The following is a 23,935-nucleotide window of genomic DNA, read 5'->3' on the forward strand; positions in this document are numbered from 1 at the left end:
GATGACGTCGATGAGGTGGGGGGGCGAAGGGGGCGGCGAGGGAGAGGACGAGGCGGGTGCGGGCGCCGTCCGGGTGGACGTCGCGGTAGATGCCGCGGAGGTCGGCGACGGTCTGGCCGCGGCCGGGGCCGGCGGTGGTGTCGACCTCGACGTGCACGCGCGGGGCCGAGACGAGGTCGACGGCGCCGACGGCGATCGCGGCGGCATCGGATCGTGCATCGCGGCAGTGCGCTCGCCGAAGTGGCCGATGGAGAAGTCGAAATAGTGATCGAGCACCTCGCCGACGGTCCGAGCCAGGGGATCCGCCGAGGCGAGCAGCACCGAGCGGTGCTCCTCCGACATCAGGTGGCGCATCGTCACGTCCAGGGGCACCAGCGTGAGATCCCAATCGGCCGCCACGACCTCGGCGGCCGCGGCCGGGTCGTGCCGGATGTTCGCCTCCGCGACGGCGGTGATGTTGCCGGGGACGAGTGCGGCTCCGCCCATCACGGTGACCGAGTGCAGCAGAGACGGCAGCTCGGGGTACCGGCGCAGCGCGAGAGCCAGGTTGGTGAGCGGCCCGATCGCGACCAGGCGCAGCTCGCCACCGTGCTCGCGGGCGAGGCGGAGGAGCAGATCGGCCGGGTCCTCATCGACCGGCTCGGCGCCGGCGGGCAGCGACACGCCTCCGATGCCGTTGTCGCCGTGCACCTGCGGCGACCCGCCCGCGTAGTCCTCCTCGAGGAAGTGGTGCGCGCCCACCGCGACGGGCACGTCCTCGCGCCCGGCGAGAGCGAGCAGGCCGAGGCTGTTGACGGCGGCCTGGCGCGCATCGGTGTTGCCGCTCACCGTGCTGACGCCGACGAGCCGAGCACGAGGCGACCGGAGCAGGTACGCGAGGGCGAGCGAGTCGTCGATCCCGGTGTCGCAGTCGAGGAAGACGGGGACGGTCGATGCGGTCACGGGACTCCGATGCTCGAGGGAGAGGGACGCGTCGGGCACCGGCGGCCGACGCTCCATTCTGCCCGTCGTCGCCGGGAGCGGCGGACGAGAGCGGCGGCGGTCGATCCGTGATCGACTGCCCGAGCCTCAGAGCAGCGCGTACGTCTCGCGGAGGCGGCCCCGCCACCAGGCGAGCCGCTCCGCCGAGACCGCGTGGCGGTCGAGCAGGGTTTCTGACACCTCGATGCGGGTGACAGGGATCGCGCCGTCGACCGGCCGCAGCGGCTGCTCCGTCACGTCGACGGCGAGGAGGGAGGCGGTACCCAGCCCGCAGTCGTAGGGCAGGTCGGGGAGGGCGGCGGCGAGAGCGGCGCCCATCGCGAGTCCGACGGAGCTGTCGAGGGCGCTCGAGACGACGGCCGGCAGGCCCGCCTCGGCGACCAGAGCGAGTGCGCGCCTGACCCCGCCGAGGGGCTGCGCCTTCACGACGAGGAGATCGGCGGCTCCGGCTCGGGCGACGGCGAGCGGATCCGCCGCTCTGCGGACGCTCTCGTCAGCCGCGATCGGGATGCCCATGTACCTCACGCGGTACCGCAGCTCGGTGAGTTCGTCGATGCTCGCGCACGGTTGCTCGAGGTATTCGAGGTCGACGTCGGCCAGGGCGTGCACGGCGTGCTCGGCCTCGTCGAGGTTCCAGCCGCCGTTCGCGTCCACGCGGATCCTGCCCTCCGGCCCGAGCACGCGGCGCACCTCGGCGACCCGCGCAACATCGTCGGCGAGTGTCTGGCCGCGTTCGGCGACCTTCACTTTGGCAGTGCGGCAGCCGTCGTAGTGTGCAAGCACCGCGGCGACCTCGCCGGGGGAGACGGCGGGCACCGTCGCGTTGACCGGGATCCGGTCGCGCAGAGCAGCGGGCTGCTCGGTCCAGCCGTAGTCGAGGGCGGCGCGCAGCCACACGGCCGACTCCTCGGCGCCGTACTCGAGGAAGGGCGAGAACTCGGTCCACCCCTCCGAACCGCGCACCAGCGCGATCTCGCGGTGATCGACGCCCCGGAAGCGGGTGCGGAGCGGCAGGGCGACCACGCGCAGACCCGCGTCGATCTCGCCGAGGGAGGGAAGCGGGGAGGCGGGTACGACATCGTCCATCCGGCCATTGTCCCCTGCGCCCCGGTGCTCGAGCGGATCGGGTCGCGCACTCTGCGGCGCTGGGCGGCGGCATCCCGCCTCTGCTGTGCCGCGGAGGTGTCAGACTGGCGCTGCCATTGGAAACCGGAGGAGTGCGATGAGCCAGGTCCCGATGAGCCCCACGCCGCCGCCCGCCCCGGGACCGACGCAGGGCTCTGTCCCCTCCCGCCGACCGCTCGGAGCGGGCGGCTGGATCGCCGTCGGCACGAGCGTCGCCGTCGGTCTGGCCTACACGGGCGTGCTCGGCACCTTCCTCGCGCTCGGCGTGGGCACGGCGTTCGACGTCGCCTCGGACACGGCCCCGACCAGCGCGCCCGGGGAGCCGTTCGGCGATGCGACGGACGACCCGTTCGGCAGCGGAGACCCGCTGGATCCGCTCTACGACTACCCCGGGTACCAGGACGGGGACGCCGCTCAGATCCTCGGCCAGCCGTCGTCGGAGGACGCGCGACGCGGCACCGAAACGGCCGTCGCCGCGGTGGAGGCATCGGTCCTCGACGGCTGGACATCGGCCGACGACGAGTACTACGAGCGGGCGCAGAACGCGTACGGCGGCCCATCGCTGCTCCACGACTACATCTCGTCGACCGAGTACGCCGCGGCGGACGTCTCGAGCGAGGGCGACAAGCAGGCGGCGGTCGACCGCTTCACCGCGGCGCTGACTCCTCTGGGGTTCGACGAGGTCGACGTGGCGGACACCCCCGAGGAGTGGTCCGAGGTCGGGTACGTCCTCGACGGCGAGCTCGCGGACGACGAGGCTTCGGCGGCGCTCTGGATCGTCACGGCGCGCTCGTCGGCCCGCGAGGTTCCCTCGGTCGAGCTCGGACTCGTCGATCTCGACGCCGACACGAGCGGTCGGGTGGCCGAGATGCTCGAGGGCGTCGGGCTCTCGCCGGAGCCGCAGGGCGCGTTCCTCGCGGGGTACGCGAACGGCCTCCTGGAGGAGGGCGACCGCGGCGAGTTCACCGAGCGCATGGAGGAGTACGGCGGCGTCGTCACGACCTGATCCCTCTGGCGGAGGCAGCCCGGTACAAGCAAGCGCCCCCGCCCGCAAGCCCGAGCCGACCCTCCCCAGGCCGTTTACCGTGAACGCATGGCGGAACCCCGATCGACCAGGCCCCTGCGCGACTACGCCGCGATCGGAGACGGCCGCACCGTCGCCCTGATCGCCAGGGACGGCAGCGTCGACTGGATGCCGGTGCCCGACCTCGGGTCGACGCCCGCGTTCGCCGCGCTGCTCGACGCCGAGTCCGGCGGCTGCGTCGAGCTCGCCCCCGCCGAGCCCGCCGAGGTCTCGCGCGCCTACGTCCGCGACACGAACGTGCTGGAGACGACCTTCACGACCGAGTCCGGGACAGTGCGGGTGACCGACGCGCTCGTCACCGGCATCGCCGGCCGCCTCCCGTGGGCCGAGCTCGCCCGCCGCGTCGACGGCGTCGACGGAGAGGTGCGGATGCGGTGGGCGGTGCGCCCCGGTACCGGCCTCGGCCGCTTCTCGCCGTGGATCCAGAACGCGGACGGCCGCTCGCTCATCCGCGCCGGCGACGTCACCATCGGCGTGACCGGCCAGGAGCACGGCCCGGACTGCGACGACGCCCCCTCGGGTGCGGGGGACGAGCTCACCGGATCCTTCCTGGTGACGTCGGGCGCCGATGCCGTCCGCCACCTCCTGGTCGTCTCGGCCACCCACGACGAACCTCTGCACTTCCCCGTCGCCGCGAACGTCGATCGCGGCATCGACCGCACCGTCCGGAGCTGGCAGGACTGGTCGGAGGAGTTCTCCTACGACGGCCCGTGGTCCGAGGCGGTGCAGCGCAGCGCCCTCGCCCTGAAGCTGCTGATCTACTCGCCCACGGGCGCGATCGCGGCGGCCGCGACCACGTCGCTCCCGGAGTCGCCCAACGGCGGCAAGAACTGGGACTACCGCTTCGCCTGGGTCCGCGACGCCGCCTACACGGTGCACGCGCTGGTGCGCTTCGGCCTCCGCGAGGAGACCCACGCGGCCCTGTCCTGGCTCCTTCGCACGATCAAGGAGCACGGCCCCGACCTCCACATCTTCTACGGGCTCGACGGGTCGATGCCGACCGAGCTCGTCGAGTACGACGTGCCCGGCTACGCGGGGATCGGCCCGGTCGTCTCAGGCAACGGCGCGCAGAGCCAGGTGCAGCTGGGGGTCTTCGGCGATCTCTTCGACATCTGTCGCATCTATGTCGACGAGGGCAACGTCCTCGACATCGAGACCGGCCGCCTCCTCGCCCACGTGGCCGACACCACCTGCGATCTCTGGCGCAACCGCGACGCGGGCATGTGGGAGCTGGAGGAGGAGCAGCACTACACGTCCTCGAAGATGGGCTGCTGGCAGGCGCTCGACGCTGCGGTGCACCTCGCCGAGCTCGGCCAAGTGGCCGGCAGCCCCGACCGCTGGCGCTTCGAGCGCGACCGCATCCGCGAGTGGATCGAGGAGCACTGCTGGTCGGAGGAGCTCGGCTCGTACGTGATGTACCCGGGCAGCGAGGAGCTGGACGCCTCAGTGCTCCTGCACGCGCCGAGCGGGTACGAGCGGGGCGAGCGGATGATCTCGACGATCGACGCCCTTGTCGGTGAACTCGGCCGCGGCCCACTGCTGTTCCGCTACTCCGGGATGGAGGGCGAAGAGCATCCATTCGTCGCCTGCTCGTTCTGGCTCGCAGCCGCGCTCGCCTGCGTCGGCCGGCACGACGAGTCCGTCGAGCTGATGGACGAGCTCGTCGCGACCGTGCCGAACGACGTCGGCATCATGTCCGAAATGATCGCGGTCGACGACCTGGCGTTCTGGGGCAATCTGCCCCAGGGGCTGAGTCACCTCGCTCTGATCACTGCGGCGATCACGATCGAGGAGCTGGCGCCCGAGAAGGCTGGCGGCCGGCGGTGACCCCGGCGAGCGGGTGTAACCCCGTCGGCCCGTTCGGCGCAACCCGTTGAGGGTCCGGGCGCGGGAGCGTAGACCAGAACCACCCCTCCCGCTCGCGCCCGACCCGGACGCCCCACCGCTAGGACATCCCACCGCATGGATTTAGGACTCGCCGGACGCACCGCCCTTGTCACCGGGGCAGACTCGGGCATCGGCTGGAACACCGCGAAACTTCTCCTCGCCGAGGGCGTCACGGTCGTCGTCTCCGACCGCGAGCAGCAGTCGCTCGACGAGGCCGCGGCAAGGCTGGAGGCCCCTCAGGGCCGTCTGCACGCCTTCGCCGCCGATGTCACCAGCGTCGAGCAGCTCGCCGCCCTGCACGCGCGGGTCGCCGAGGCGGTCGGCGAGATCGACATCCTCGTGCAGAGCTCCGGCGTCACCGGCGCTCAGGGGATGTTCCACGAGATCGACGACGAGGGCTGGACCAGCACGCTCGAGGTCGATCTCCTCGGGCCTGTGCGCCTGGTGCGGGAGTTCCTCCCCGACCTCCGCTCGGGAGGCTGGGGCCGCCTCGTGCTCCTCGCCTCGGAGGACGCGGTGCAGCCGTACGACGATGAGCTGCCCTACTGCGCCGCGAAGGCGGGCGTCCTCTCCTTCGCCAAGGGCCTCTCGCGCTCCTACGCGCAGGAGGGCCTCCTGGTGAACACCGTCTCGCCGGCCTTCATCCACACTCCGATGACCGACGCGATGATGCACAAGCGTGCCGACCAGCGGGGCGGCTCGGTCGACGAGGCGATCTCCTCGTTCCTCGACGAGGAGCGTCCGTACCTCGAGCTCAAGCGCCGCGGCGAGCCGGAGGAGGTCGCGGCGGTCATCGCGTTCCTCTGCTCCGACCGAGCCTCGTTCGTGAACGGCTCCAACTACCGCGTCGACTCCGGATCGGTCGCCACGATCTGACCCCGAACCAGGGCGCCGCCCGGGGTGCGCTCCTCGCGCATCCGGGGCGTGCCCAGCCGAAGAAGCCAGACTGGGAGCGGGTATCCGCACCCCGGCACTGCAAGAGAAAGGAACGGTCCATGACCACCACACTCGAACGCCACGTCGAAGCCCCCGCGGGCTCCGGTGCCAAGACCAGCCGCCGCCAGAACGCCGAGAAGGGCTTCAAGGCCTCGAAGGAGCTGCTCGACAGCCTCCAGATCGTCCTCGTCGACCTGATCGAGCTGCACGTCCAGGGCAAGCAGGCCCACTGGAACGTCGTCGGCAAGAACTTCCGCGACCTCCACCTCCAGCTCGACGAGATCATCGAGTCGGCGCGCGAGTTCAGCGACGACGTCGCCGAGCGGATGCGTGCGCTGCACGGCATCCCGGACGGCCGCAGCGACACCGTCGCGGCGACCACGACCCTCCCCGAGTACCCGCACGGTGAGATCGACACGGCCGAGACCGTCGACCTGATCACGATCCGCCTCGAGAACACCGCCGCCACCATGCGCGAGGTCCACGACTCGGTGGACGAGGAAGACCCGACCAGCGCGGATCTCCTGCACGCGATCATCCAGAGCCTCGAGCAGTACGCCTGGATGGTGTCGGCAGAGAACCGCCGCACGTCCACCGCGAAGTAACGCACCGCGCCGAAGAGGGGTCCCGCCGAGGCGGGGTCCCTCTTCTGCGTTCCGGAGCCCCGCCTGATCTGCGCTCGCCTCGGGACTCGGCGGGCATCAGTAGGGTCGAGGGCATGAGCACGCAGGTCTCCGAACTGTTCGACGCGCACCGCTGGGCGCCCGTCGACGGCTTCGACGCACTCGAGGACATCACTTACCATCACGACCGCTCCGGCCGTATCGCGCGCGTCGCGTTCGACCGCCCTGAGGTGCGCAACGCGTTCCGCCCGCGCACGGTCGACGAGCTGTTCCGTGCGCTCGAGGACGCCCGGACGAACCCGCGCATCGGTGTGGTGGTCCTCACCGGCAACGGCCCGAGCCCGAAGGACGGCGGCTGGGCGTTCTGCTCCGGCGGCGACCAGCGGATCCGCGGTCGGGACGGCTACCGCTACTCCGACGGCGAGACGGCCGAGGGGATCGACTCCGCCCGCAACGGCCGTCTGCACATCCTCGAGGTGCAGCGTCTGATCCGCTTCATGCCGAAGGTCGTCATCGCGGCCGTCCCCGGCTGGGCGGCCGGAGGAGGGCACTCGCTGCACGTGGTCTGCGACCTCACGATCGCCTCGGCCGAGCACGGCCGCTTCAAGCAGACGGATGCCGATGTCGGTTCGTTCGACGCGGGCTACGGCTCGGCCTACTTCGCCCGGCAGATCGGCCAGAAGGCCGCCCGCGAGGTGTTCTTCCTCGCCCGCGAGTACTCGGCTCAGCGCGCCTACGAGATGGGAGCCGTGAACGCCGTCGTCCCGCACGCCGAGCTCGAGACGACGGCGGTGGAGTGGGCGGAGACGATCCTCACCAAGTCGCCGACCGCGATCCGGATGCTGAAGTACGCCTTCAACGCGGTGGACGACGGCCTGGTCGGCCAGCAGCTCTTCGCGGGCGAGACCACCCGCCTCGCCTACGGCACCGACGAGGCCGTCGAGGGCCGCGACTCCTTCCTCGAGAAGCGCGAGCCGGACTGGTCGCCCTTCCCGTGGCAGTTCTGAGCGGCGCGGTGCCGAGGTGACCCGCCCGCTCGTCCGCGTCACTCCGGCACCGGAGTCGGTGCTCGTCGCTCTGCGCGCGGCTCTCGACGGCAGCGGACCTGCGATCCGCGTCTCGGCGCCCGGTGGCGCTCTGGCGACGGCGGAGGCGGTCGTGCCGCAGCGCGTCGCGGTCGTCGTCGAGACCTCCGGCTCCTCCGGCCCGCCCAAGCGGGTCGCCCTCGCGACCTCAGCCCTGCTCACCAGCGCCTCCGCGACCCTCGCCGAGCTCGGCGGCCCGGGCCACTGGCTGCTCTGCCTGCCGACGCACTACGTGGCCGGCCTCCAGGTGCTGGTGCGCTCGCTCACGGCGGAGTCGGATCCCGTGGTCCTGCCGACCGGCGGCTTCGATCCTGCCGCGTTCCTCGCCCTCGCCCGCACGATGCCCGCGGGGGAGCGGCGCTACTCCTCCCTCGTGCCGGTCCAGCTTGCGCGCCTCCTCGATCGGGCGGAGCAGGATCCCGACGACGCCGAGGCCCTGCGCTCGTTCGACGCGCTTCTGATCGGCGGGCAGTCGACTCCCGCGACTCTGCGCGAGCGTGCTGCCGCACTGGGCGCGCGGATCCGCCTCACCTACGGCTCGAGCGAGACCTCGGGCGGCTGCGTCTACGACGGCGTGCCGTTGCACGACGTCCGGATGCGCGTCGAGGACGGTCAGGTCCTGCTCGGCGGCCCGACCCTCGCCGAGGGCTACCTCGACGCCGACGGCGCCCTCGAGCGCAGCACTGCGGCCTTCGTCGAGCTCGACGGTGAGCGCTGGTACCGCACGGGCGACGCCGGCTCTATCGTCGACGGACGCCTCCGGGTGACGGGGCGGCTCGACCGGGTGATCGTCTCGGGCGGCGAGAAGGTGTCGCTCGACGCGCTCGAGAGCGTGCTCCGGGAGGAGGCGGTCCCGGATGCCGTCGTCGTGCGCCGTCAGGACGAACAGTGGGGTGAAGTTCCGGTGGTGGTCACGGTCGAGGAGGCGCTGCCGCTCGCGGTCCTGCGCTCCCTGGTCGCCGCTCGGCTGGGGCGCGCTGCTGCTCCGGCCGCTGTCCTGCGTGTGCCCGCCCTCCCACTGCTCGCGTCGGGCAAACCCGACCGGCGGGCTCTCGAGCGCCTCGCGGCCGGGGCCGGCTGACCCGCCCGTTCGCGCCCGGCCGCTGAGGGGCCACTGGGTAGGATTCCCTCCGTGTCGAGTACGAGTCGCAAGAAGAAGTCGTCGGCGAAGCCCCGCAGCGGGCGGCCCGGGGGCAGCCCCCGCGCGGTCGTCGTGAAGCCTGCCGGTCCGCGCGAGTGGATCGCGGGCGCCCGGTTGCGCACTCTCCCGCTGGCGATCGCCCCCGTGCTGATCGGAACCGGCGCGACTCAGGTGGTCGACGAGGGCTGGCACTGGGTGCGTGCTCTGCTCTGCCTCGCCGTCTCGCTCGCGCTGCAGATCGGCGTCAACTACGCGAACGACTACTCCGACGGCGTCCGCGGCACGGACGCGAACCGTGTCGGGCCCTCGCGTCTCACCGGCTCGGGCGCCGCGAAGCCGAAACACGTGCTGACCGTCGCCCTGGTCTTCTTCGGCATCGCCGCGGTCGCGGGGCTCGTGCTGACCGCCCTCTCGGGCCACTGGTGGTTCCTGATTGTCGGCGCGGCCGCCATCGCCGCCGGCTGGTTCTACACCGGTGGGCGCCGTCCCTACGGCTACCTCGGGCTCGGCGAGCTGTTCGTCTTCGTCTTCTTCGGCCTGGTCGCCACTCTCGGCACCACCTTCGTGCAGATCGGCCGCACCAATCAGGAGTCGTGGCTCGGCGCGGTCGCTGCGGGCCTCTTTGCCTGCGCGGTGCTGATGGTGAACAACATCCGCGACATCCCGACGGACCGCCTCTCAGGCAAGCGCACCCTCGCGGTGCTGGTCGGGCCGGCCGTCGCCCGGGCCGCCTACACCGGCTTCGTGCTGGTGCCGTTCGGGATCGCGGTGATTCTCGCCCTCTTCTATCCGCTGGCCTGGCTCACGCTGTTCGTGCTGCTGATGATCCTGCCGGCCATCCTGATCACTCTCACCGCGCGGACGGCCAAGGAGCTGATCCTCGCCCTGCAGCTCACGAGCCTGGGCGGCCTGGCCTACGCGGCGATCCTCGGGGCGGCCCTCGCCTTCTGACGAGCCGGGCACCGTCGGTCCGGGCTCTGCGTGTCGGTCCGGGTTCTCAGCGCTCGTCGCGGGAGGAGTCGACGGCCGCGTCCTCGATGTCGTCGTCGGTCGGCGCACGCGGAACGTCCTTCCGGCGCTCGTAGATCGCCTCAGCGATGCGCTCGCGAGGCTTGCGCAGCACGATGTACGAGAGCGAGAGGCTCGCGATGGCGGCGACGAAGCCCGCGGTGACTGCGGCCGTGAGCTCGGAGTCGAGGAACGTGCGCGCCGGGAGGTAGACCAGCACGAAGACGCCGGCGAACATGCCCAGGCGCAGGAGCGAGTAGACGATGACCGCGCGGCTCAGTTTCACCGGGCAAGTGTACGTCGGCCCCTGCACACCGTTCCGTGAGCATTGTGGGAGCCTCCTGTCCAGCCTCCGTGCGGACCACCCCTGAACGGGCGCCGGACGTAGACTTGCGTCCATGATCCGCCTCGTCATCGGCCTGCTCGTGGCCCTCGCCGTCTTCACGGTCTACACCGTGATCGACTGCGCCATGAGCAACCGGCACGCGGTGCGCGCGATCCCCAAGTGGGCCTGGTTGCTGGTGGTCGTGCTCCTGCCGGTCATCGGTGCGGGCCTCTGGTTCTGGATCGGCCGTCCGCGGAAGGACAGGTCCGCAGGGCGCCGCTACACGGCTCCCGATGACGACCCGGACTTCCTCGGCACCCTCCGCACCGAGCGCGATCCCGAGGAGGAGCGACTGCAGGCCGAGCGCATCGCCCAGCTCGAGCGCGACCTCGCCGACATGGACGAGCACGGAGAGTCGGACGGCCCCGGCCGCCGGGATGCCTGAACACTCTACGGTCGCCCCCTCCACCCGTTTCGCGGTCGACCTCCTCAGCCGCTTCGTCGCGCTTGGCGTCCGCGACGTGGTCGTCGCTCCCGGATCCCGCTCACAAGCGCTCGCGCTCGTCGCCGCCGAGCTCGAGACCCGTGGCGACCTCCGTCTGCACGTGCGGATCGACGAGCGCTCAGCTGGCTTCCTCGCACTCGGCCTGTCGCTCGAGTCGGGTCTGCCCGCTCTGGTCGTGACGACCTCCGGCACCGCGACGGCCAACCTGCACCCGTCGGTGCTCGAGGCCGACGCGTCGGACGTGCCGATGATCGTGCTCACGGCCGATCGCCCCGCAGAGCTCCGCGGCATCCGCTCGAACCAGACCACCGAGCAGCGCGAGCTCTACGGCCGCGCTGTCCGCCTCTTTGAGGACGTCGCCGCTCCCGACGAGTGGTCGCGACCGGAGCAGGCGCAGGCACTCGCCGACCGTGCTGTGGCGGCAGCCCGCCGCGGCCCCGTGCACCTCAACCTTGCCTTCCGCGATCCGCTCTCCTCCGCGCTGCCGGCCTTCGACTCCCCGGCTCGGACCTCGGTCGAACCCGTCCCCGCCCGGACTGCTGGTGAGCCGCTCACGGCCGGCCCCGCTGAACCGCTCACCGTCGTCGTCGCCGGCGACAAGGCCGGGCCCGCGGCCGAGGCGATCGCGCGCGCGGGCGACTGGCCGCTCCTGGCCGAGGTCTCCTCCGGCGCCCGCTTCGGCCCGCAGCTCGTGGTCGCCTGGCGTCGACTTCTGGCCGAGCCGGAGTTCGGCGGGCGGATCCGGCGGGCGATCGTCCTGGGCCACCCGACGCTCTCCCGCGAGGTGCCCGAGCTTCTGCGCCGCGAGGACGTCGAGGTGATCGTGGTGGATTCCGGGCGTGAGCAGTTCTACAACCCCGGGCATCGCGCCCGCCGCGTCGCGGGGGTGGAGGTCGTCCGGGCCGAGGAGTCGCCGCGGCCGGAGCGGAGCGAGCGCGCCTGGGCGGGTTCCTGGGTGTCGGCGAGCCGTGCTCTGGCGATCGATCCCGACGCACTCGACGAGGTCCCCGACACCGGCTCGATGTCGCTGGAGGACCGCCGCGGCTACGCGCGCAACGCCCTCGCCGCGATCCGCGCGCCCCTCACGCGCGAGTTCGTGGTCGCCGCGGTGTGGAGGATCACCTGGCCGCACGACCGCCTGCTCTTCGGCGCCTCCCGCCTGATCCGCGTGGCCGACGGTTCGCTCCCCGGCAAGCGGATCACCGTGCACTCCAATCGCGGGCTCGCCGGCATCGACGGCACCGTCTCGACGGCCCTCGGCATCGCAACGGCGTCTCAGGGGTCCGAGCAGGGCTCCGGAGGCGTCACCCGTGCCGTCCTGGGCGACCTCACCCTGCTCCATGAGGCCGGTGGTCTGCTTCTTCCGCCCGGCGAACGGCGCCCGCGCGTGCAGCTCATCGTGGTGAACGACGGAGGCGGCACCATCTTCGACGGCCTCGAGGTCGCCTCCAGCTCGCACCCCGACGCGTTCGACCGAGTGCAGTTCACCCCGCACAACGCCGACCTCGGGGCCCTCGCGCGCGCCTACGGCTGGACCCACCGTCTCGCCGCCACTCGCGGGGAGCTGGAGCAGGCCCTGACCTCACCCGGAGACGGCCCCGGCATCGTCGAGATCCGGCTCGCGCGCTGATCGGCGTCAGCCCAGCGCGTCGAGCATCGGGCGGAGCTTCATGCCCGTCTCGGCCAGCTCGGAGTCGGGATCGCTGTCCGCGACGATGCCCGCCCCTGCCCACGCCGTGATCGTGCCGTCGGGGGAGACCTCGGCGCTGCGGAGGCCGACGGCCCACTCGCCGTCGCCGTGGCCGTCGATCCAGCCGACCGGGCCCGCGTAGCGTCCTCGGTCGAAGGGCTCCAGCCGCTTCAGCAGTGCCAGAGCCTCCGTGGTCGGGGTGCCGGCGACGGCAGCTGTCGGATGGAGTGCTCCGACGAGGTCGAGGGCAGTGGAGGCGTCGCCGAGCAGGCCGCGCACGTCGGTGGCGAGGTGCCAGAGGTTCGGCAGGCGGAGGGTGAACGGCTCCGCGCCGGCCGAGAGTTCGCGGGTGTGCGGGTGCAGCTCGTGCAGCAGGCTGGCGAGGGCGAAGGCGTGCTCCGAGCGATCCTTGGCGCTCGCAAGCAGCGCGGAGGCGGCAGCCGCGTCGTCAGCAGCGTCGGCTCCGCGGGCGCTCGTCCCGGCGAGCACCCGCGCCGAGACGATCCCGCGATCGACGGCGACGAGCGTTTCGGGGCTGGCGCCGACGAATCCGTCGACGGCGAAGGTCCAGCAGTCGGGATAGCCGCTGGCCAGCGTGCCGAGCACGCGCCGCAGATCGGCATCGCGAGGGAGACGGCCCGTCAGATCGCGGGCGAGCACCACCTTCTCGAGGTGCCCGGCACGGACGGTGGCAACGGCGGAGGCGACGGCCGCGCGGTACGCCTCCGGCGACATCGCCCCCGGCTCGAGGGCGACCCGGTACTCCTGACCGAGCGCCTGCTCCACGGGCAGGTCCGGTAGGGACGAGCCCACCGGCGCGATCCTGGTCAGCCAGGATCGGCCGTCGCGGGACCCGACGATCGTCCGCGGGACGATCAGGACGCTGGTGGCGCGCGAGTCGCTCGAGAAGGTGAAGGCTCCGAATGCGACGAGCCCCGTCCCCGGCAGACCCAGCGGGTCGTCGACGGTCGCGGAGGCGGCCAGTGCGCGCCACGTCTCCGCCGCCTCGCGCAGGCGCCCCGGGCCGGAGAACTCCAGCCGCAGCGTCTCTCCGCGGCCGCTCATCGCTGCTCCGCCGCGCTGCCAGAGGAGAGGACGGCGCCGATCCGAGAGGGGGAGGGGTGCCAGTGGGGAGTCCAGCGGGGTCGTCTCGACGTGAAGAGGAGGAGCGCCGGTGCCGATGAGCGTCACGTCTGCAGGGTACGCCGCGCCAAAAGATGAGACATCCTACGCCTTTCGGATTCCGGAACGTCCGCCGTTGCTACCGTGATGCCGTCCGGGGCCGCCGCGCGAGGCGGAGCGGGGCGACCCCGGCGCTCCTCCTCATCAGGGAGCGCATCGACAGGAGGCGGGACGGCGGATGCACAGCCGCCGTCCCGCGTCTCGCCGTAGACTCGACGATCGTGACGAAGGCAGACCTCACCAAGCGGCCCGACGAGGTCGCCTCGATGTTCGACACGGTGGCGCCCGCCTACGACCTGGTCAACACCCTGCTCTCGCTCGGCAACGACCATCTGTGGCGCATCGCGACCACGCGGGCGGTCAACCCGGCGCCCGGCGAGCGGATCCTCGATGTGGCTGCCGGCACCGGTACCTCCAGCGCCTCCCTCGCGCGCTCGGGGGCCCACGTCGTCGCCGCCGACTTCTCGCCGGGGATGATCGAGGTCGGCCGACGCCGTCAGGCCGGCAACGAGCGGATCGAGTTCGTCCAGGCCGACGCGATGGACCTCCCCTTCGAGGACGACTCCTTCGACGCTGTCACCATCTCGTTCGGCCTGCGCAACGTGGTCGAGCCGCGCACGGCGCTCGCCGAGTTCCTGCGGGTGGTCAAGCCGGGCGGCCGCCTCGTGATCTGCGAGTTCTCGACCCCGCCGCTGGTACCGCTCGCCGCCGCCTACGACTTCTACCTCTCCACCGTGATGCCCGCGGTCGTGCGTCTCGCCTCCTCGAACAACCCGGCCTACGACTACCTCGGCGACTCGATCCGCGCCTGGCCCGAGCAGAGGATCGTCGCGGGCTGGCTGCGCGCCGCGGGCTTCGAGCGCGTCGCCCACCGCGATCTGACGGCCGGAATCGTCGCCCTGCACCGCGGCGTCAAGCCGATCGCAGCGGGTCGATGACCGCCGGGGTCCGCACAGGCCGAGACGTTAGGGTTTCCCTGTGAACGCCTCTGCGCCCGTCGCCCGCCGCAGCCCCTCCCTGACGGCGCAGCTCGGCCTCTCCGAGCGCATCTTCTCGTCCGCCTCCGACCGCGCCCTCGCGCGCACGATCGACGACGGGCTCGAGCAGGTCGAGGCGGGTCTGGTGTCGCAGCTCTCGTTCGCGGACGCTGTGGCCGACGTCTCGACCCGCTACCTCCTCGAGGCCGGCGGCAAGCGGGTGCGCCCGATGCTCACGCTCCTCGCCGCGCAGCTGGGGCGCGGAAACGCGCCGCAGGTCCTGCTCGGTGCGCAGGCGATCGAGATCACGCACCTGGCCTCCCTCTACCACGACGACGTCATGGACGAGGCGGAGAAGCGTCGCGGCGTGCCCTCGGCGCAGACCGTGTGGGGCAACAACGTCGCGATCCTCACGGGCGATCTGCTCTTCGCCCGGGCCAACCAGATCATGGTCGAACTGGGCGACAAGGCCATCCGGCTCCAGGCCGACACCTTCGAGCGGCTCGTCCTCGGACAGCTGCACGAGACCGTCGGTCCGACCGACGGCGAGGACCCGGTCGAGCACTACCTCTCGGTCCTGGCCGACAAGACGGGCTCCCTCATCGCCGCGGCGGGCCGCACGGGTGTGGCTTTCGCCGACGCCCCCGAAGAGTACGAGGAGGCCATGCGCGTCTTCGGCGAGAAGATCGGCGTCGCCTTCCAGATCGTCGACGATGTGATCGACCTCTCCCCGCAGCCGGAGGAGACCGGCAAGAACCCCGGTACCGACATCCGCGCGGGCGTCTCGACGATGCCGATCCTGCGGCTGCGCGAGCGCGCCTCCTCCGACCGCGCGGCGGCGGTGCTGCTGGCGCGCATCGAGAGCTATGTGAGCCGGTCGAACGACGAGATCGCGCACACGGAGGAGCAGAGTGCCGACATCTCGGACGCCATCGCGCAGCTGCGCGACCATGACGTCACCGAGCAGACGCTCGCCGAGGCCCATCGCTGGGCCGATGAGGCCGTCTCCGCGCTGGCTCCGCTGCCCGACGGCTCGGTCCGCAAGGCGCTCACGCGTTTCGCCGACACCGTCGTCGACCGTAACGGCTGACCCCGATCGTCGCGGCGCTCCCTGCGCCGCAGGAATGAGACCGGATGTGCGCCTCGGCGCCCCGGCAGGAGGAACGCAATGACCAAGCTCAGGCTGGCCATCGTCGGTGCGGGGCCCGCGGGTATCTACGCCGCCGACCTCATGATCAAGGCCGAGAAGAAGTACGACGTCTCGATCGACCTGTTCGAGCACCTGCCGGCGCCCTACGGCCTCGTGCGGTACGGAGTCGCCCCCGACCACCCGCGGATCAAGGGGATCGTCACGGCTCTGCGCGAGGTGCTCGACCGCGGCGACATCCGGATCTTCGGCAACGTGCACTTCGGCACCGACATCACGCTCGAGGATCTCAAGCGGCACTACCACGCGGTGATCTTCGCGACCGGGGCCGTGCGCGATGCTCCGCTCGACATCCCGGGCGTCGGCCTCGAGGGCTCGTACGGCGCTGCCGACTTCGTCAGCTGGTTCGACGGACATCCCGATGTGCCGCGCACCTGGCCCCTCGAGGCCTCCTCCGTCGCGGTGATCGGTAACGGCAACGTGGCGCTCGACGTCTCGCGGATGCTGGCGAAGCACGCCGAGGACCTGCTGCCCACGGAGGTGCCGCCGAACGTCTATGAGGGGCTGAAGGCGTCTCCGGTCACCGACGTGCATGTCTTCGGCCGCCGCGGTCCGGCGCAGGTGAAGTTCACGCCGCTCGAGTTGCGCGAGCTGGGCGAGCTGCGCGACGTCGACATGATCGTGGCCGATGAGGACTTCGACCTCGATCCCGCCTCCGAGGCGGCGATCGCGACCAACAAGCAGGTCATGGTCATCAACCGTGTGCTCAACCAGTGGCGCACCCGCGAGGTGGGCAGCGCCTCGCGTCGCCTGCACCTGCACTTCTGGGCCAAGCCGCTCGAGTTCGTCGACGACGGCAGCGGGCGCGTCGGCGCCATCCGCTACGAGCGCACAGAGCCCGACAGCGAGGGCGGGGTCCGCGGCACCGGCGAGATCCGCGAGATCGCTGTCCAGGCCGTCTACCGAGCGGTCGGCTACTTCGGTTCGCCGCTCGACGGGCTGCCGTTCGACGAGATGCGCGGGGTGATCCCGAATCGCGAGGGCCAGGTCCTCGACGACCAGGACGAGCAGGTCCACGGCGTGTACGCGACCGGCTGGATCAAGCGCGGTCCGGTGGGGCTCATCGGGCACACCAAGTCCGACGCGATGGAGACCGTCGCGCACGTGCTCAACGATCAGGCCTCGTGGTGGGCGCCCGAGCATCCGGAGGAGTCGGCCGTCGTCGCCCTGCTCGAGGAGCGCGAGGTCGCGTTCACCGACCTCGATGGCTGGCACCGGCTCGACGAGCACGAGATGGCGCTGGGCGAGCCCGAGGGGCGTGCCCGTGTGAAGGTCGTACCGCGCGAGGAGATGATCGCGATCTCGCGCGCGGAGCCGGTGGTCTGACACTCGCCGCGTGATCGACGGCCTCCGGCGCGCGCCGGAGGCCGCCGTCGACCTGCGCGGATGTCACACGTGTCGCCTATGCTTCGGGCACCGCCCCGGACGGAGACACGATGGACACCGCGCCCCACGACGTCATCAGGGTGCGCGGCGCGCGTCAGAACAACCTGCGCGGGATAGACGTCGACATCCCGAAGCGACGGATCACCGTCTTCACCGGCGTCTCGGGCTCGGGCAAGTCGTCGCTCGTCTTCGGCACCATCGCGGCCGAGTCCCAGCGGCTGATCAACGAGACGTACTCCGCCTTCGTGCAGCAGTTCATGGGCTCTCCGGCTCGGCCCGATGTCGAGTCGCTCGACGGGCTCTCGGCGACGATCGTGGTCGATCAGGAGCGGATGGGCGCAAGCGCCCGGTCGACGGTCGGCACGGCGACCGACGCGTACACGATGCTGCGCATCCTGTTCAGCCGACTCGGCGAGCCGCACGCGGGCACGAGCGGCGCCTTCTCGTTCAACCTCCCCGAGGGGATGTGCCCGCGTTGCGAGGGCACGGGGCGGGTCTCCGACATCGATCTCGACGCTCTGTTCGATCGCTCGAAGTCGCTCGAGGGCGGGGCGCTCGACGCCATCCCCAACTTCGTCGTCGGCGGCTGGTACTGGAAGAGCCTCGCCGAATCGGGCCTGTACCCGGCCGACGTGCCGATCGCCGGCTTCACTCCCGAGCAGCTCGACGACTTCCTGCACAAACCGGCCACGAAGATGCCGATCGCGGGCATCACCATGACCTACGAGGGGCTGCTGGTCAAGGTCACCCGCCTCTACCTCGCGAAGGAGGCGGCCCAGCCGCACATCCGCGCTTTCGCCGAGCGGGTGGCGACCTTCGCCGACTGCCCCGAGTGCGGGGGAGCGCGACTCAACCGGGCGGCCCTCTCCTCGCTCATCGAGGGCCGCACCATCGCCCAGTGCTCATCGATGCAGGCGACCGACCTGGCCGCATGGCTCCGCGAGGTGACCGACCCCTCCGTCGCCCCGATCATCGAGACGCTGCTCGGCACCCTCGACTCGCTCGTGCAGGTCGGCCTGGGCTACCTCTCCCTCGACCGAGAGTCGGGCACGCTCTCCGGGGGCGAGGCGCAGCGCGTCAAGATGGTGCGGCACCTGGGCTCGAGCCTCACCGACATCACCTACGTCTTCGACGAGCCGACGGCGGGCCTGCACCCGCACGACGTCTCACGCACGATCGAGCTGCTCCGTCGCCTCCGCGACAAGGGCAACACCGTGCTCGTCGTCGAGCACAAGCCCGAGATCGTGGTGATCGCCGACCACGTGGTCGACCTGGGCCCGCGGGCGGGCGGGCACGGAGGCGAGATCTGCTACCAGGGCACGGTCGAGGGGCTGCGTGCCTCCGACACTCTGACCGGGCGGCACCTCGGCCACCGCGTCCCCCTGAAGGAGTCGGTGCGAGCGCCGCGAGGAGCGGCCGAGATCCGCGGAGCGTCGACGCACAACCTCCGCGGGGTCGACGTCGACGTGCCGCTGGGCGTGCTCGCCGTGATCACCGGGGTGGCCGGATCGGGCAAGTCGTCGCTCATCCACGGTTCGCTCGCGAAGCGCGAGGGGGTGATCGTCGCCGACCAATCGCCGATCCGTGGCTCCCGGCGCAGCAATCCCGCGACCTACACCGGAGTGCTCGACTCCATCCGCACCGCTTTCGCCAAGGCCAACGGCGTGAAGGCGGCGCTCTTCAGCGCCAACTCCGCGGGCGCGTGCCCGATCTGCAAGGGGGCAGGTCTGATCTTCACCGAGCTCGGGCCCGCGGCGACCGTCTCGTCGGTCTGCGAGGAGTGCGAGGGCAAACGGTTCACCGCCGAGGTGCTCGAGTACCGGCTCTACGGCCGGAACATCCACGAGGTGCTCTCGATGCCCATCGTCGACGCGGAGGAATTCTTCGGCTCCGGTCCGTCGCACACGATCCTCGCCCGCCTCGTCGACGTCGGTCTCGGCTACCTCACCCTTGGCCAGCCGCTCAACACGCTCTCGGGCGGCGAGCGGCAGCGGCTCAAGCTCGCCATCAACATGGCGTCGAAGGGCTCGGTCTACATCCTCGATGAGCCGACGACCGGGCTGCACCTGGCCGATGTCGACAACCTGCTCGGCCTGCTCGACCGGTTGGTCGACTCCGGCAACTCGGTGATCGTGATCGAGCATCATCAGGCGCTGATGGCCCACGCCGACTGGATCATCGACGTGGGCCCTGGCGCGGGCCACGAGGGCGGCTCGATCGTCTTCGAGGGCACGCCCGCCTCACTCGTCGCGGACGCCGACACACTCACCGCTCGTGCGCTGCGCGCCTACGTGGGCTGAGCCGAGCGGTCAGCGGGCGAACGGGCCGCGGAGGGCGGCCCACTGCAGCAGCATGATCGTCTTGGCGTCGACGATCTGCACGCCGATCTGCGTGAGGGCCTCGTCGAACGACAGCTCGACCAGCTCGGTGTCCTCGCCCTCGTCGGCGAGACCCGCGTAGGCGCCCTCCCGCGAGCCCGCGCGGTAGCGGCCGGCGAAGAAGTGCAGCTTCTCGGTGATCGAGCCCGGGCTCATGTATGAGTCGAAGACGTGCTCGAGGCGGCCGACCTCGAGACCCGTCTCCTCCTCCGCCTCGCGGCGTGCACCCTCCTCCGGACCGTCCTCGTCGAGGAGTCCGGCCGGCACCTCGAGGAGCATGCCGTCGAGGTTGCCGTTGACATAGGTCGGATACCGGAACTGGCGCACCAGCACGACTGTGTGTGCGTCGGGGTCGTAGAGCAGCACGGCCGCGCCGTCGCCGCGGTCGTACGTCTCGCGGTGCTCGGTGGTCCAGCTCCCGTCGCGGTGCCGGTACTCGAACTCGGTTGTGCGGAGGACGTACCAGTGGCTCGAGAGGAGGGTCACCTCTTTCACGACGACGTCCGGATTGCCGGTGAGATCGAGACCCTCCCGGTCGAGGCCGGTCCGGCCCCGGCGATCGGGCTCGTCGATCCCGGCGGTCATGCGCGTGCTCCCGTGTGCGGCATCCCTCAGCGGAAGTTGACGAACTGGAGGTCGAGCTCGAGATCGGCTCCGCGCAGCAGCGCCATGGTCGCCTGGAGGTCGTCGCGGCTCTTCGATGAGACCCGGAGCTCGTCGCCCTGGATCTGCGACTTGACCGACTTGGGTGCCTCGTCGCGGATCAGCTTGTTGATTTTCTTGGCGTGCTCCTGATCGATCCCCTCCTTGAGGGTCGCCTCGATCCGGTACTCCTTGCCCGAGGCGAAGGGCTCGCCGGAGTCGAGGCTCTTGAGGCTGATGCCGCGCTTGATCAGTTTCGACTGGAAGACATCGAGGATGGCGTTCGCCCGCTCCTCGGTGTTGGCCTTGATCAGGATCTTCTCGCCGCTCCAGGCGATCGACGCGCCGACGTTTTTGAAGTCGTAGCGCTGCTCGACCTCCTTGTGGGCCTGGTTCAGGGCGTTGTCCGCCTCCATCTTGTCGATCTTGCTGACGACGTCGAACGTTGAATCTGCCATGGCCCCGAGTTTAGCTTTCAGGTGCAGCCGGGCCCGGCCCCAGGCGTGGCTGGTACCTCTGAGGGGTGCGCCGCCTCCCGGTCCTCCTCCTGCTCCCGCTCGTCGGACTGCTCCTCGCGGGCTGCGGCCTGCCGACGCCCTCGCTCCAGCAAGAGGAGGGACGTGCGGCAGTGCCGCCCGCCGCGACGGCGCCGGTCGCCGCCGACCCCGCGGTGCTGCAGGATGCGGAGCTGACCGAGCAGACTCCGGTGCGGTTCCTCGCCGAAGAAGCGTGGCTCGCAGGAACGTCCGAGGCGAGCGGAGTCCCGCTGCGCGCGCTGACCGCCTACGCAGGCGCTGCCCTGCTCACCTCCGCCGTCGACCCCGGCTGCGGGCTCGACTGGTCGACTCTGGCGGGCATCGGCTACGTCGAGAGCCGACACGGCACGATCGACGGCGGTGAACTCGGAGCCGACGGGCGTCCGACCGAGCCGATCTACGGCCCGCGGCTCGACGGTACCCGTTTCGACCGCGTCGAGGACAACGACGCAGGCGCGCTCGACGGCGATGCCGAGGTCGACCGGGCGATGGGTCCTCTGCAGATCATCCCGGCGACCTGGATGGCCTGGGCGTCCAGCGGTTGGGACCCGCAGAACGTCGATCAGCAGGCGGTGACCGCGGCGCGCTACCTCTGCCAGGCGGGCGGAGACCTCTCGACAGAGTCGGGCTGGCGCGCGGCGATCGCGGCCTACAACCCCGCCACCAGCTACGCCGGCTCCGTCGCGGCGGCGGCGTCCCGCTATGCCGCTGACGCCGGCTGAGGGGCGGCGCCGATTTCCGATCCGCCCGCCCCGCGGGTATCCTTGTCCAGCGCCTCCGGTTGTGATCACGCGGTCGGGTGCGCCACGGCGAGTTACCCTAGCGGCCAAAGGGATCTGACTGTAAATCAGACGGCGTAGCCTTCGGGGGTTCGAATCCCTCACTCGCCACATCCGTGTCGTGAACCGCCCCGGCATCGAGAAATGCGCGGGCGTTCTGCATGTCCGGGGTGATGGCGGTTCGGTGCCGTCGCTGTAGTGGCCCGATGCCCCTCATCGGCCGCCGATCAGCCCCGTGGCTCCTCCGCCAGGAACCCGGCCAGCGAAAGCGGCGGCCGCCCGGTCAGGCGCTCCACGTCTCCTGAGACGTGCTCCAGCTGCCCCGCCGCGATCGCCGTGTAGGTGCTCACCCAGGCGTCGAGTTGCCACGCGGGCGCGTTCCAGCGGCGACGCGACGAGTACGCCTCCTCGAGCGTCTCGTCGACGAAGACGGCTGGGCGTCCTGCCGCGGTGAGGATCGCCGCGAACTCGTGGAGGGTGAGCGCCGCCGGCCCGGTGAGCTCGTAGACGGCTCCGCGGTGCTCGTCGGGCGAGCGGAGGACCGCGGCGGCGGCGCGGGCGACATCGGCGCGCGCGACGACTGCGGCGCGTCCGGCTCCGGCCGGACCGCGGATCGCGCCGTCCTCGCCGAGCATCGCGGGCAGGAAGTCGAGGTACAGATTGTCGCGGAGGAAGGTCCACGCCATTCCGGAGTCGCGGATCGCGTCCTCCGTGGCGGCGTGGTCGCGCGCGAGGGTGAAGACCGCGTCGTGCGCGGCTCCGGCGAAGGAGGTGTAGACCACGTGCTCGACCCCCGAGGCCGCGGCGGTGGCGATGAGGGAGCGGTGCTCCGCGAGGCGGTCCTCGTTCTCGGACGCCGAGACCATCAGGAGCAGGCGGGCCCCCTCGAGCGCGGCGCCGGGTTCGGCGAACGAGGCTCGCACCACCTCGGCTCCCGGCAGTCGGGGCGCCCGGGAGGGGTCGCGCACGAGCAAGCGGAGGGGGAGACCGGCGTCGGCGAGCGCGCGGGCGACGCGACCGCCCACGGCTCCGGTGGTTCCCGTGAGGACGATCGGTGTGCTCATGGCCCCATGATGCGGCCTGTCCCTAGGCTGAAGCCATGAGCGCCCACGCCTCCCTTCTCGCCATCGCCCGCTCGATCGCCGTCGAGGCCGCCCACCTCGCTCGTCAGCGGCGACAGGACGGAGTCGAGATCGCCGCCTCGAAGTCGTCGCCCGAGGACGTCGTGACCGCGGCGGACCGCGAGGTCGAGCAGCTCATCCGCCGCCGTCTCGCCGAGGCGCGGCCCGACGACGGGTTCCTCGGCGAGGAGTCCGGCACCGGCGGGGGGACCAGCGGGCTCACCTGGGTGGTCGATCCGATCGACGGCACGGTCAACTACCTCTACGGCATCCCCTCCTACGCGGTCAGCATCGCGGTGGTCGAGGGGGACCCGGATCCGGCGACGTGGACGGCGCTCGCGGGTGCGGTCGTGAACGGAGCGAGCGGCGAGGTCACCACTGCGAGCCTCGGGGGAGGGGCGGAGCGGGACGGAGTCGCGTTGCGCGCGGTCGCACCCGCCTCCCTCTCCCTCGCCCTGGTCGGCACCGGGTTCGGCTACGACGCGGCCCGGCGGATGCGGCAGGGCGCTGTTGTGCAGGAGCTGCTCGGCTCGGTCCGCGACATCCGCCGCATCGGTTCGGCGGCGCTGGACCTGTGCTCGGTGGCGACCGGGCAGCTCGACGCCTACTACGAGCGCGGCCTCAACCCCTGGGATTTGGCCGCCGGCGCTCTTATCGCTCAGGAGGCGGGTGCGCGGGTCGCAGGCTTCGACGGTGCCGCCGCCGGGTCGGGCCTGCTGATCGCGGCCCCCGATCCGCTCTTCGGCGAGCTCGAGGATCTGCTGCGCCGCCTGCGCGCGGACGACGTGTAAACGCTCTCTGAGGGCCGGTCGGCGCACGATACGAGCGCTGCGACGAGTTAAAGCGCACGATCCGGCATCTTCTCGCGGCGTGGCGAGCCTCGATCGTGCCTCTGCTCGCGCGGCTCTGGCCGAACCGGCAGCCCGTGGCTATCCTTTATGAATTCGTGATAGTCGCACAGGATGCGATCACGGAGACCCGAGCCGAGTTCCGTCCCCCTGCGGAGTGCGCTCGCCCGCCTGCCCCCGACGGAAGACACCGATTTCGTGAGCCCCGATTCGCCCGCCTCCGCTGCCCCCGCATCGACCCTCGGCGAATCGACTCCGCCCCTCACCCGCCGCGAGCTGCGCGCCCGCGAGCGCGCACTCGCCCCGGCGGAGGGCGTCACGGAGAGCGGGCACGAGGGCGTGGAGGAGAGCGTGCTCACGGCCACCGCGGAGCAGCTGCGCGAGGCCGAGCGCCGCGTCGCCTCACTCCGCGATGCTCCGGTTCCCGTCTCCGCCCCGCGCGTCACGCCGTTGCGGCCGGCGCGGCGCGCCCGCGTCGGTGGCCTGGTC

Annotated in this window: 23 protein-coding genes and 1 tRNA gene; 17 read left to right on the forward strand and 7 right to left on the reverse strand. The window is 71.5% G+C overall.

Annotation, left to right across the window (positions count from 1 at the left end):
- Together ACH61_RS06155 and ACH61_RS06160 are read right to left on the reverse strand one after the other, a co-directional pair.
- The coding region (locus tag ACH61_RS06155) for a nucleoside hydrolase (RefSeq protein WP_236713572.1) at nt 1-942 on the reverse strand (942 nt) is incomplete at its 3' end.
- A gap of 126 nt (nt 943-1,068) precedes the next feature.
- A complete protein-coding gene (locus ACH61_RS06160; RefSeq protein WP_068209912.1) occupies nt 1,069-2,067 on the reverse strand; it encodes an o-succinylbenzoate synthase in 999 nt (332 codons plus the stop codon).
- Between the two features lie 136 nt (nt 2,068-2,203).
- On the opposite strand from ACH61_RS06160, the gene ACH61_RS06165 reads away from it, so the two are divergent.
- The 7 genes from ACH61_RS06165 (at nt 2,204) to ACH61_RS06195 (ending at nt 9,813) form a co-directional block, all read left to right on the forward strand.
- Nucleotides 2,204-3,112, forward strand: a complete 909-nt coding sequence (locus tag ACH61_RS06165; protein ID WP_068209914.1) for a hypothetical protein — start codon at nt 2,204-2,206, stop codon at nt 3,110-3,112.
- Nucleotides 3,113-3,199: 87 nt separating this feature from the next.
- Complete coding sequence (locus ACH61_RS06170) at nt 3,200-5,017, forward strand: glycoside hydrolase family 15 protein (protein ID WP_068209917.1); 1,818 nt, start codon at nt 3,200-3,202, stop codon at nt 5,015-5,017.
- 135 nt (nt 5,018-5,152) lie between these two features.
- Entirely contained in the window at nt 5,153-5,953 is an 801-nt protein-coding gene (locus ACH61_RS06175) for an SDR family NAD(P)-dependent oxidoreductase (RefSeq protein ID WP_068209920.1), read from the forward strand.
- Nucleotides 5,954-6,072: 119 nt separating this feature from the next.
- Nucleotides 6,073-6,618, forward strand: coding sequence for a Dps family protein (locus tag ACH61_RS06180; RefSeq protein ID WP_068209922.1), 546 nt, complete (start codon nt 6,073-6,075; stop codon nt 6,616-6,618).
- A 113-nt stretch (nt 6,619-6,731) separates the two neighbouring features.
- The gene (locus tag ACH61_RS06185) at nt 6,732-7,643 is read left to right on the forward strand and encodes a 1,4-dihydroxy-2-naphthoyl-CoA synthase (protein ID WP_068209925.1); all 912 of its coding nucleotides are present in this window, start codon (nt 6,732-6,734) and stop codon (nt 7,641-7,643) included.
- A gap of 16 nt (nt 7,644-7,659) precedes the next feature.
- Nucleotides 7,660-8,802 carry an AMP-binding protein gene (locus tag ACH61_RS06190; protein ID WP_082845062.1) on the forward strand — a complete coding sequence of 381 codons (1,143 nt, stop codon included), beginning with the start codon at nt 7,660-7,662 and terminating at the stop codon, nt 8,800-8,802.
- Nucleotides 8,803-8,853: 51 nt separating this feature from the next.
- A complete protein-coding gene (locus ACH61_RS06195) occupies nt 8,854-9,813 on the forward strand; it encodes a 1,4-dihydroxy-2-naphthoate polyprenyltransferase (protein WP_068209928.1) in 960 nt (319 codons plus the stop codon).
- A gap of 46 nt (nt 9,814-9,859) precedes the next feature.
- Here ACH61_RS06195 and ACH61_RS06200 read toward each other — a convergent pair whose 3' ends face one another.
- The gene (locus tag ACH61_RS06200) at nt 9,860-10,156 is read right to left on the reverse strand and encodes a DUF4229 domain-containing protein (RefSeq protein WP_068209931.1); all 297 of its coding nucleotides are present in this window, start codon (nt 10,154-10,156) and stop codon (nt 9,860-9,862) included.
- Between the two features lie 112 nt (nt 10,157-10,268).
- Here ACH61_RS06200 and ACH61_RS06205 point away from each other — a divergent pair, with 112 nt between their 5' ends.
- Together ACH61_RS06205 and menD are read left to right on the forward strand one after the other, a co-directional pair.
- A complete protein-coding gene (locus tag ACH61_RS06205; protein ID WP_068209933.1) occupies nt 10,269-10,640 on the forward strand; it encodes a PLDc N-terminal domain-containing protein in 372 nt (123 codons plus the stop codon).
- Nucleotides 10,633-12,330: a 2-succinyl-5-enolpyruvyl-6-hydroxy-3-cyclohexene-1-carboxylic-acid synthase gene (gene menD / locus ACH61_RS06210; RefSeq protein ID WP_068209936.1), complete on the forward strand. Its 1,698-nt coding sequence runs from the start codon at nt 10,633-10,635 to the stop codon at nt 12,328-12,330. The genes ACH61_RS06205 and menD overlap by 8 nt, the downstream gene beginning before the upstream one ends.
- Nucleotides 12,331-12,336: 6 nt before the next feature.
- Here the strand turns inward: menD and ACH61_RS06215 are convergent, their stop codons facing one another.
- Complete coding sequence (locus tag ACH61_RS06215) at nt 12,337-13,455, reverse strand: isochorismate synthase (RefSeq protein WP_236713573.1); 1,119 nt, start codon at nt 13,453-13,455, stop codon at nt 12,337-12,339.
- Nucleotides 13,456-13,793: 338 nt separating this feature from the next.
- On the opposite strand from ACH61_RS06215, the gene ubiE reads away from it, so the two are divergent.
- From ubiE to ACH61_RS06235, 4 genes are all read left to right on the forward strand, one after another.
- A complete protein-coding gene (gene ubiE / locus ACH61_RS06220; RefSeq protein ID WP_236713574.1) occupies nt 13,794-14,510 on the forward strand; it encodes a bifunctional demethylmenaquinone methyltransferase/2-methoxy-6-polyprenyl-1,4-benzoquinol methylase UbiE in 717 nt (238 codons plus the stop codon).
- A 40-nt stretch (nt 14,511-14,550) separates the two neighbouring features.
- Nucleotides 14,551-15,639, forward strand: coding sequence for a polyprenyl synthetase family protein (locus tag ACH61_RS06225; protein ID WP_068209938.1), 1,089 nt, complete (start codon nt 14,551-14,553; stop codon nt 15,637-15,639).
- 78 nt (nt 15,640-15,717) lie between these two features.
- Nucleotides 15,718-17,082 carry an FAD-dependent oxidoreductase gene (locus ACH61_RS06230; RefSeq protein ID WP_068209941.1) on the forward strand — a complete coding sequence of 455 codons (1,365 nt, stop codon included), beginning with the start codon at nt 15,718-15,720 and terminating at the stop codon, nt 17,080-17,082.
- 110 nt (nt 17,083-17,192) lie between these two features.
- On the forward strand, nt 17,193-19,442 hold the full coding sequence (locus ACH61_RS06235) for an ATP-binding cassette domain-containing protein (RefSeq protein ID WP_068209944.1): 2,250 nt from the start codon (nt 17,193-17,195) through the stop codon (nt 19,440-19,442).
- Between the two features lie 9 nt (nt 19,443-19,451).
- Here the strand turns inward: ACH61_RS06235 and ACH61_RS06240 are convergent, their stop codons facing one another.
- Nucleotides 19,452-20,105 (reverse strand): NUDIX domain-containing protein, encoded by a 654-nt coding sequence (locus ACH61_RS06240; protein WP_068209946.1) that lies wholly within the window; start codon nt 20,103-20,105, stop codon nt 19,452-19,454.
- A 26-nt stretch (nt 20,106-20,131) separates the two neighbouring features.
- Nucleotides 20,132-20,620 carry a YajQ family cyclic di-GMP-binding protein gene (locus ACH61_RS06245; RefSeq protein ID WP_068209949.1) on the reverse strand — a complete coding sequence of 163 codons (489 nt, stop codon included), beginning with the start codon at nt 20,618-20,620 and terminating at the stop codon, nt 20,132-20,134.
- A 65-nt stretch (nt 20,621-20,685) separates the two neighbouring features.
- Between ACH61_RS06245 and ACH61_RS06250 the strand changes: the two genes are divergently transcribed.
- Both ACH61_RS06250 and ACH61_RS06255 read left to right on the forward strand, forming a co-directional pair.
- Nucleotides 20,686-21,420, forward strand: a complete 735-nt coding sequence (locus ACH61_RS06250) for a lysozyme family protein (protein ID WP_068209950.1) — start codon at nt 20,686-20,688, stop codon at nt 21,418-21,420.
- 86 nt (nt 21,421-21,506) lie between these two features.
- Nucleotides 21,507-21,588: transfer RNA gene (locus tag ACH61_RS06255), tRNA-Tyr, on the forward strand.
- A 116-nt stretch (nt 21,589-21,704) separates the two neighbouring features.
- Here ACH61_RS06255 and ACH61_RS06260 read toward each other — a convergent pair.
- Complete coding sequence (locus ACH61_RS06260; protein WP_068209953.1) at nt 21,705-22,541, reverse strand: NAD(P)H-binding protein; 837 nt, start codon at nt 22,539-22,541, stop codon at nt 21,705-21,707.
- A gap of 35 nt (nt 22,542-22,576) precedes the next feature.
- Here ACH61_RS06260 and ACH61_RS06265 point away from each other — a divergent pair, with 35 nt between their 5' ends.
- Both ACH61_RS06265 and ACH61_RS06270 read left to right on the forward strand, forming a co-directional pair.
- Entirely contained in the window at nt 22,577-23,389 is an 813-nt protein-coding gene (locus ACH61_RS06265) for an inositol monophosphatase family protein (protein ID WP_068209956.1), read from the forward strand.
- A 255-nt stretch (nt 23,390-23,644) separates the two neighbouring features.
- Nucleotides 23,645-23,935, forward strand: a 291-nt coding sequence (locus ACH61_RS06270) for a hypothetical protein (protein ID WP_153038802.1), incomplete at its 3' end; no start/stop codon positions are given.

Source organism: Rathayibacter tanaceti (genome assembly GCF_001634385.1).
Lineage (GTDB): Bacteria > Actinomycetota > Actinomycetes > Actinomycetales > Microbacteriaceae > Rathayibacter > Rathayibacter tanaceti.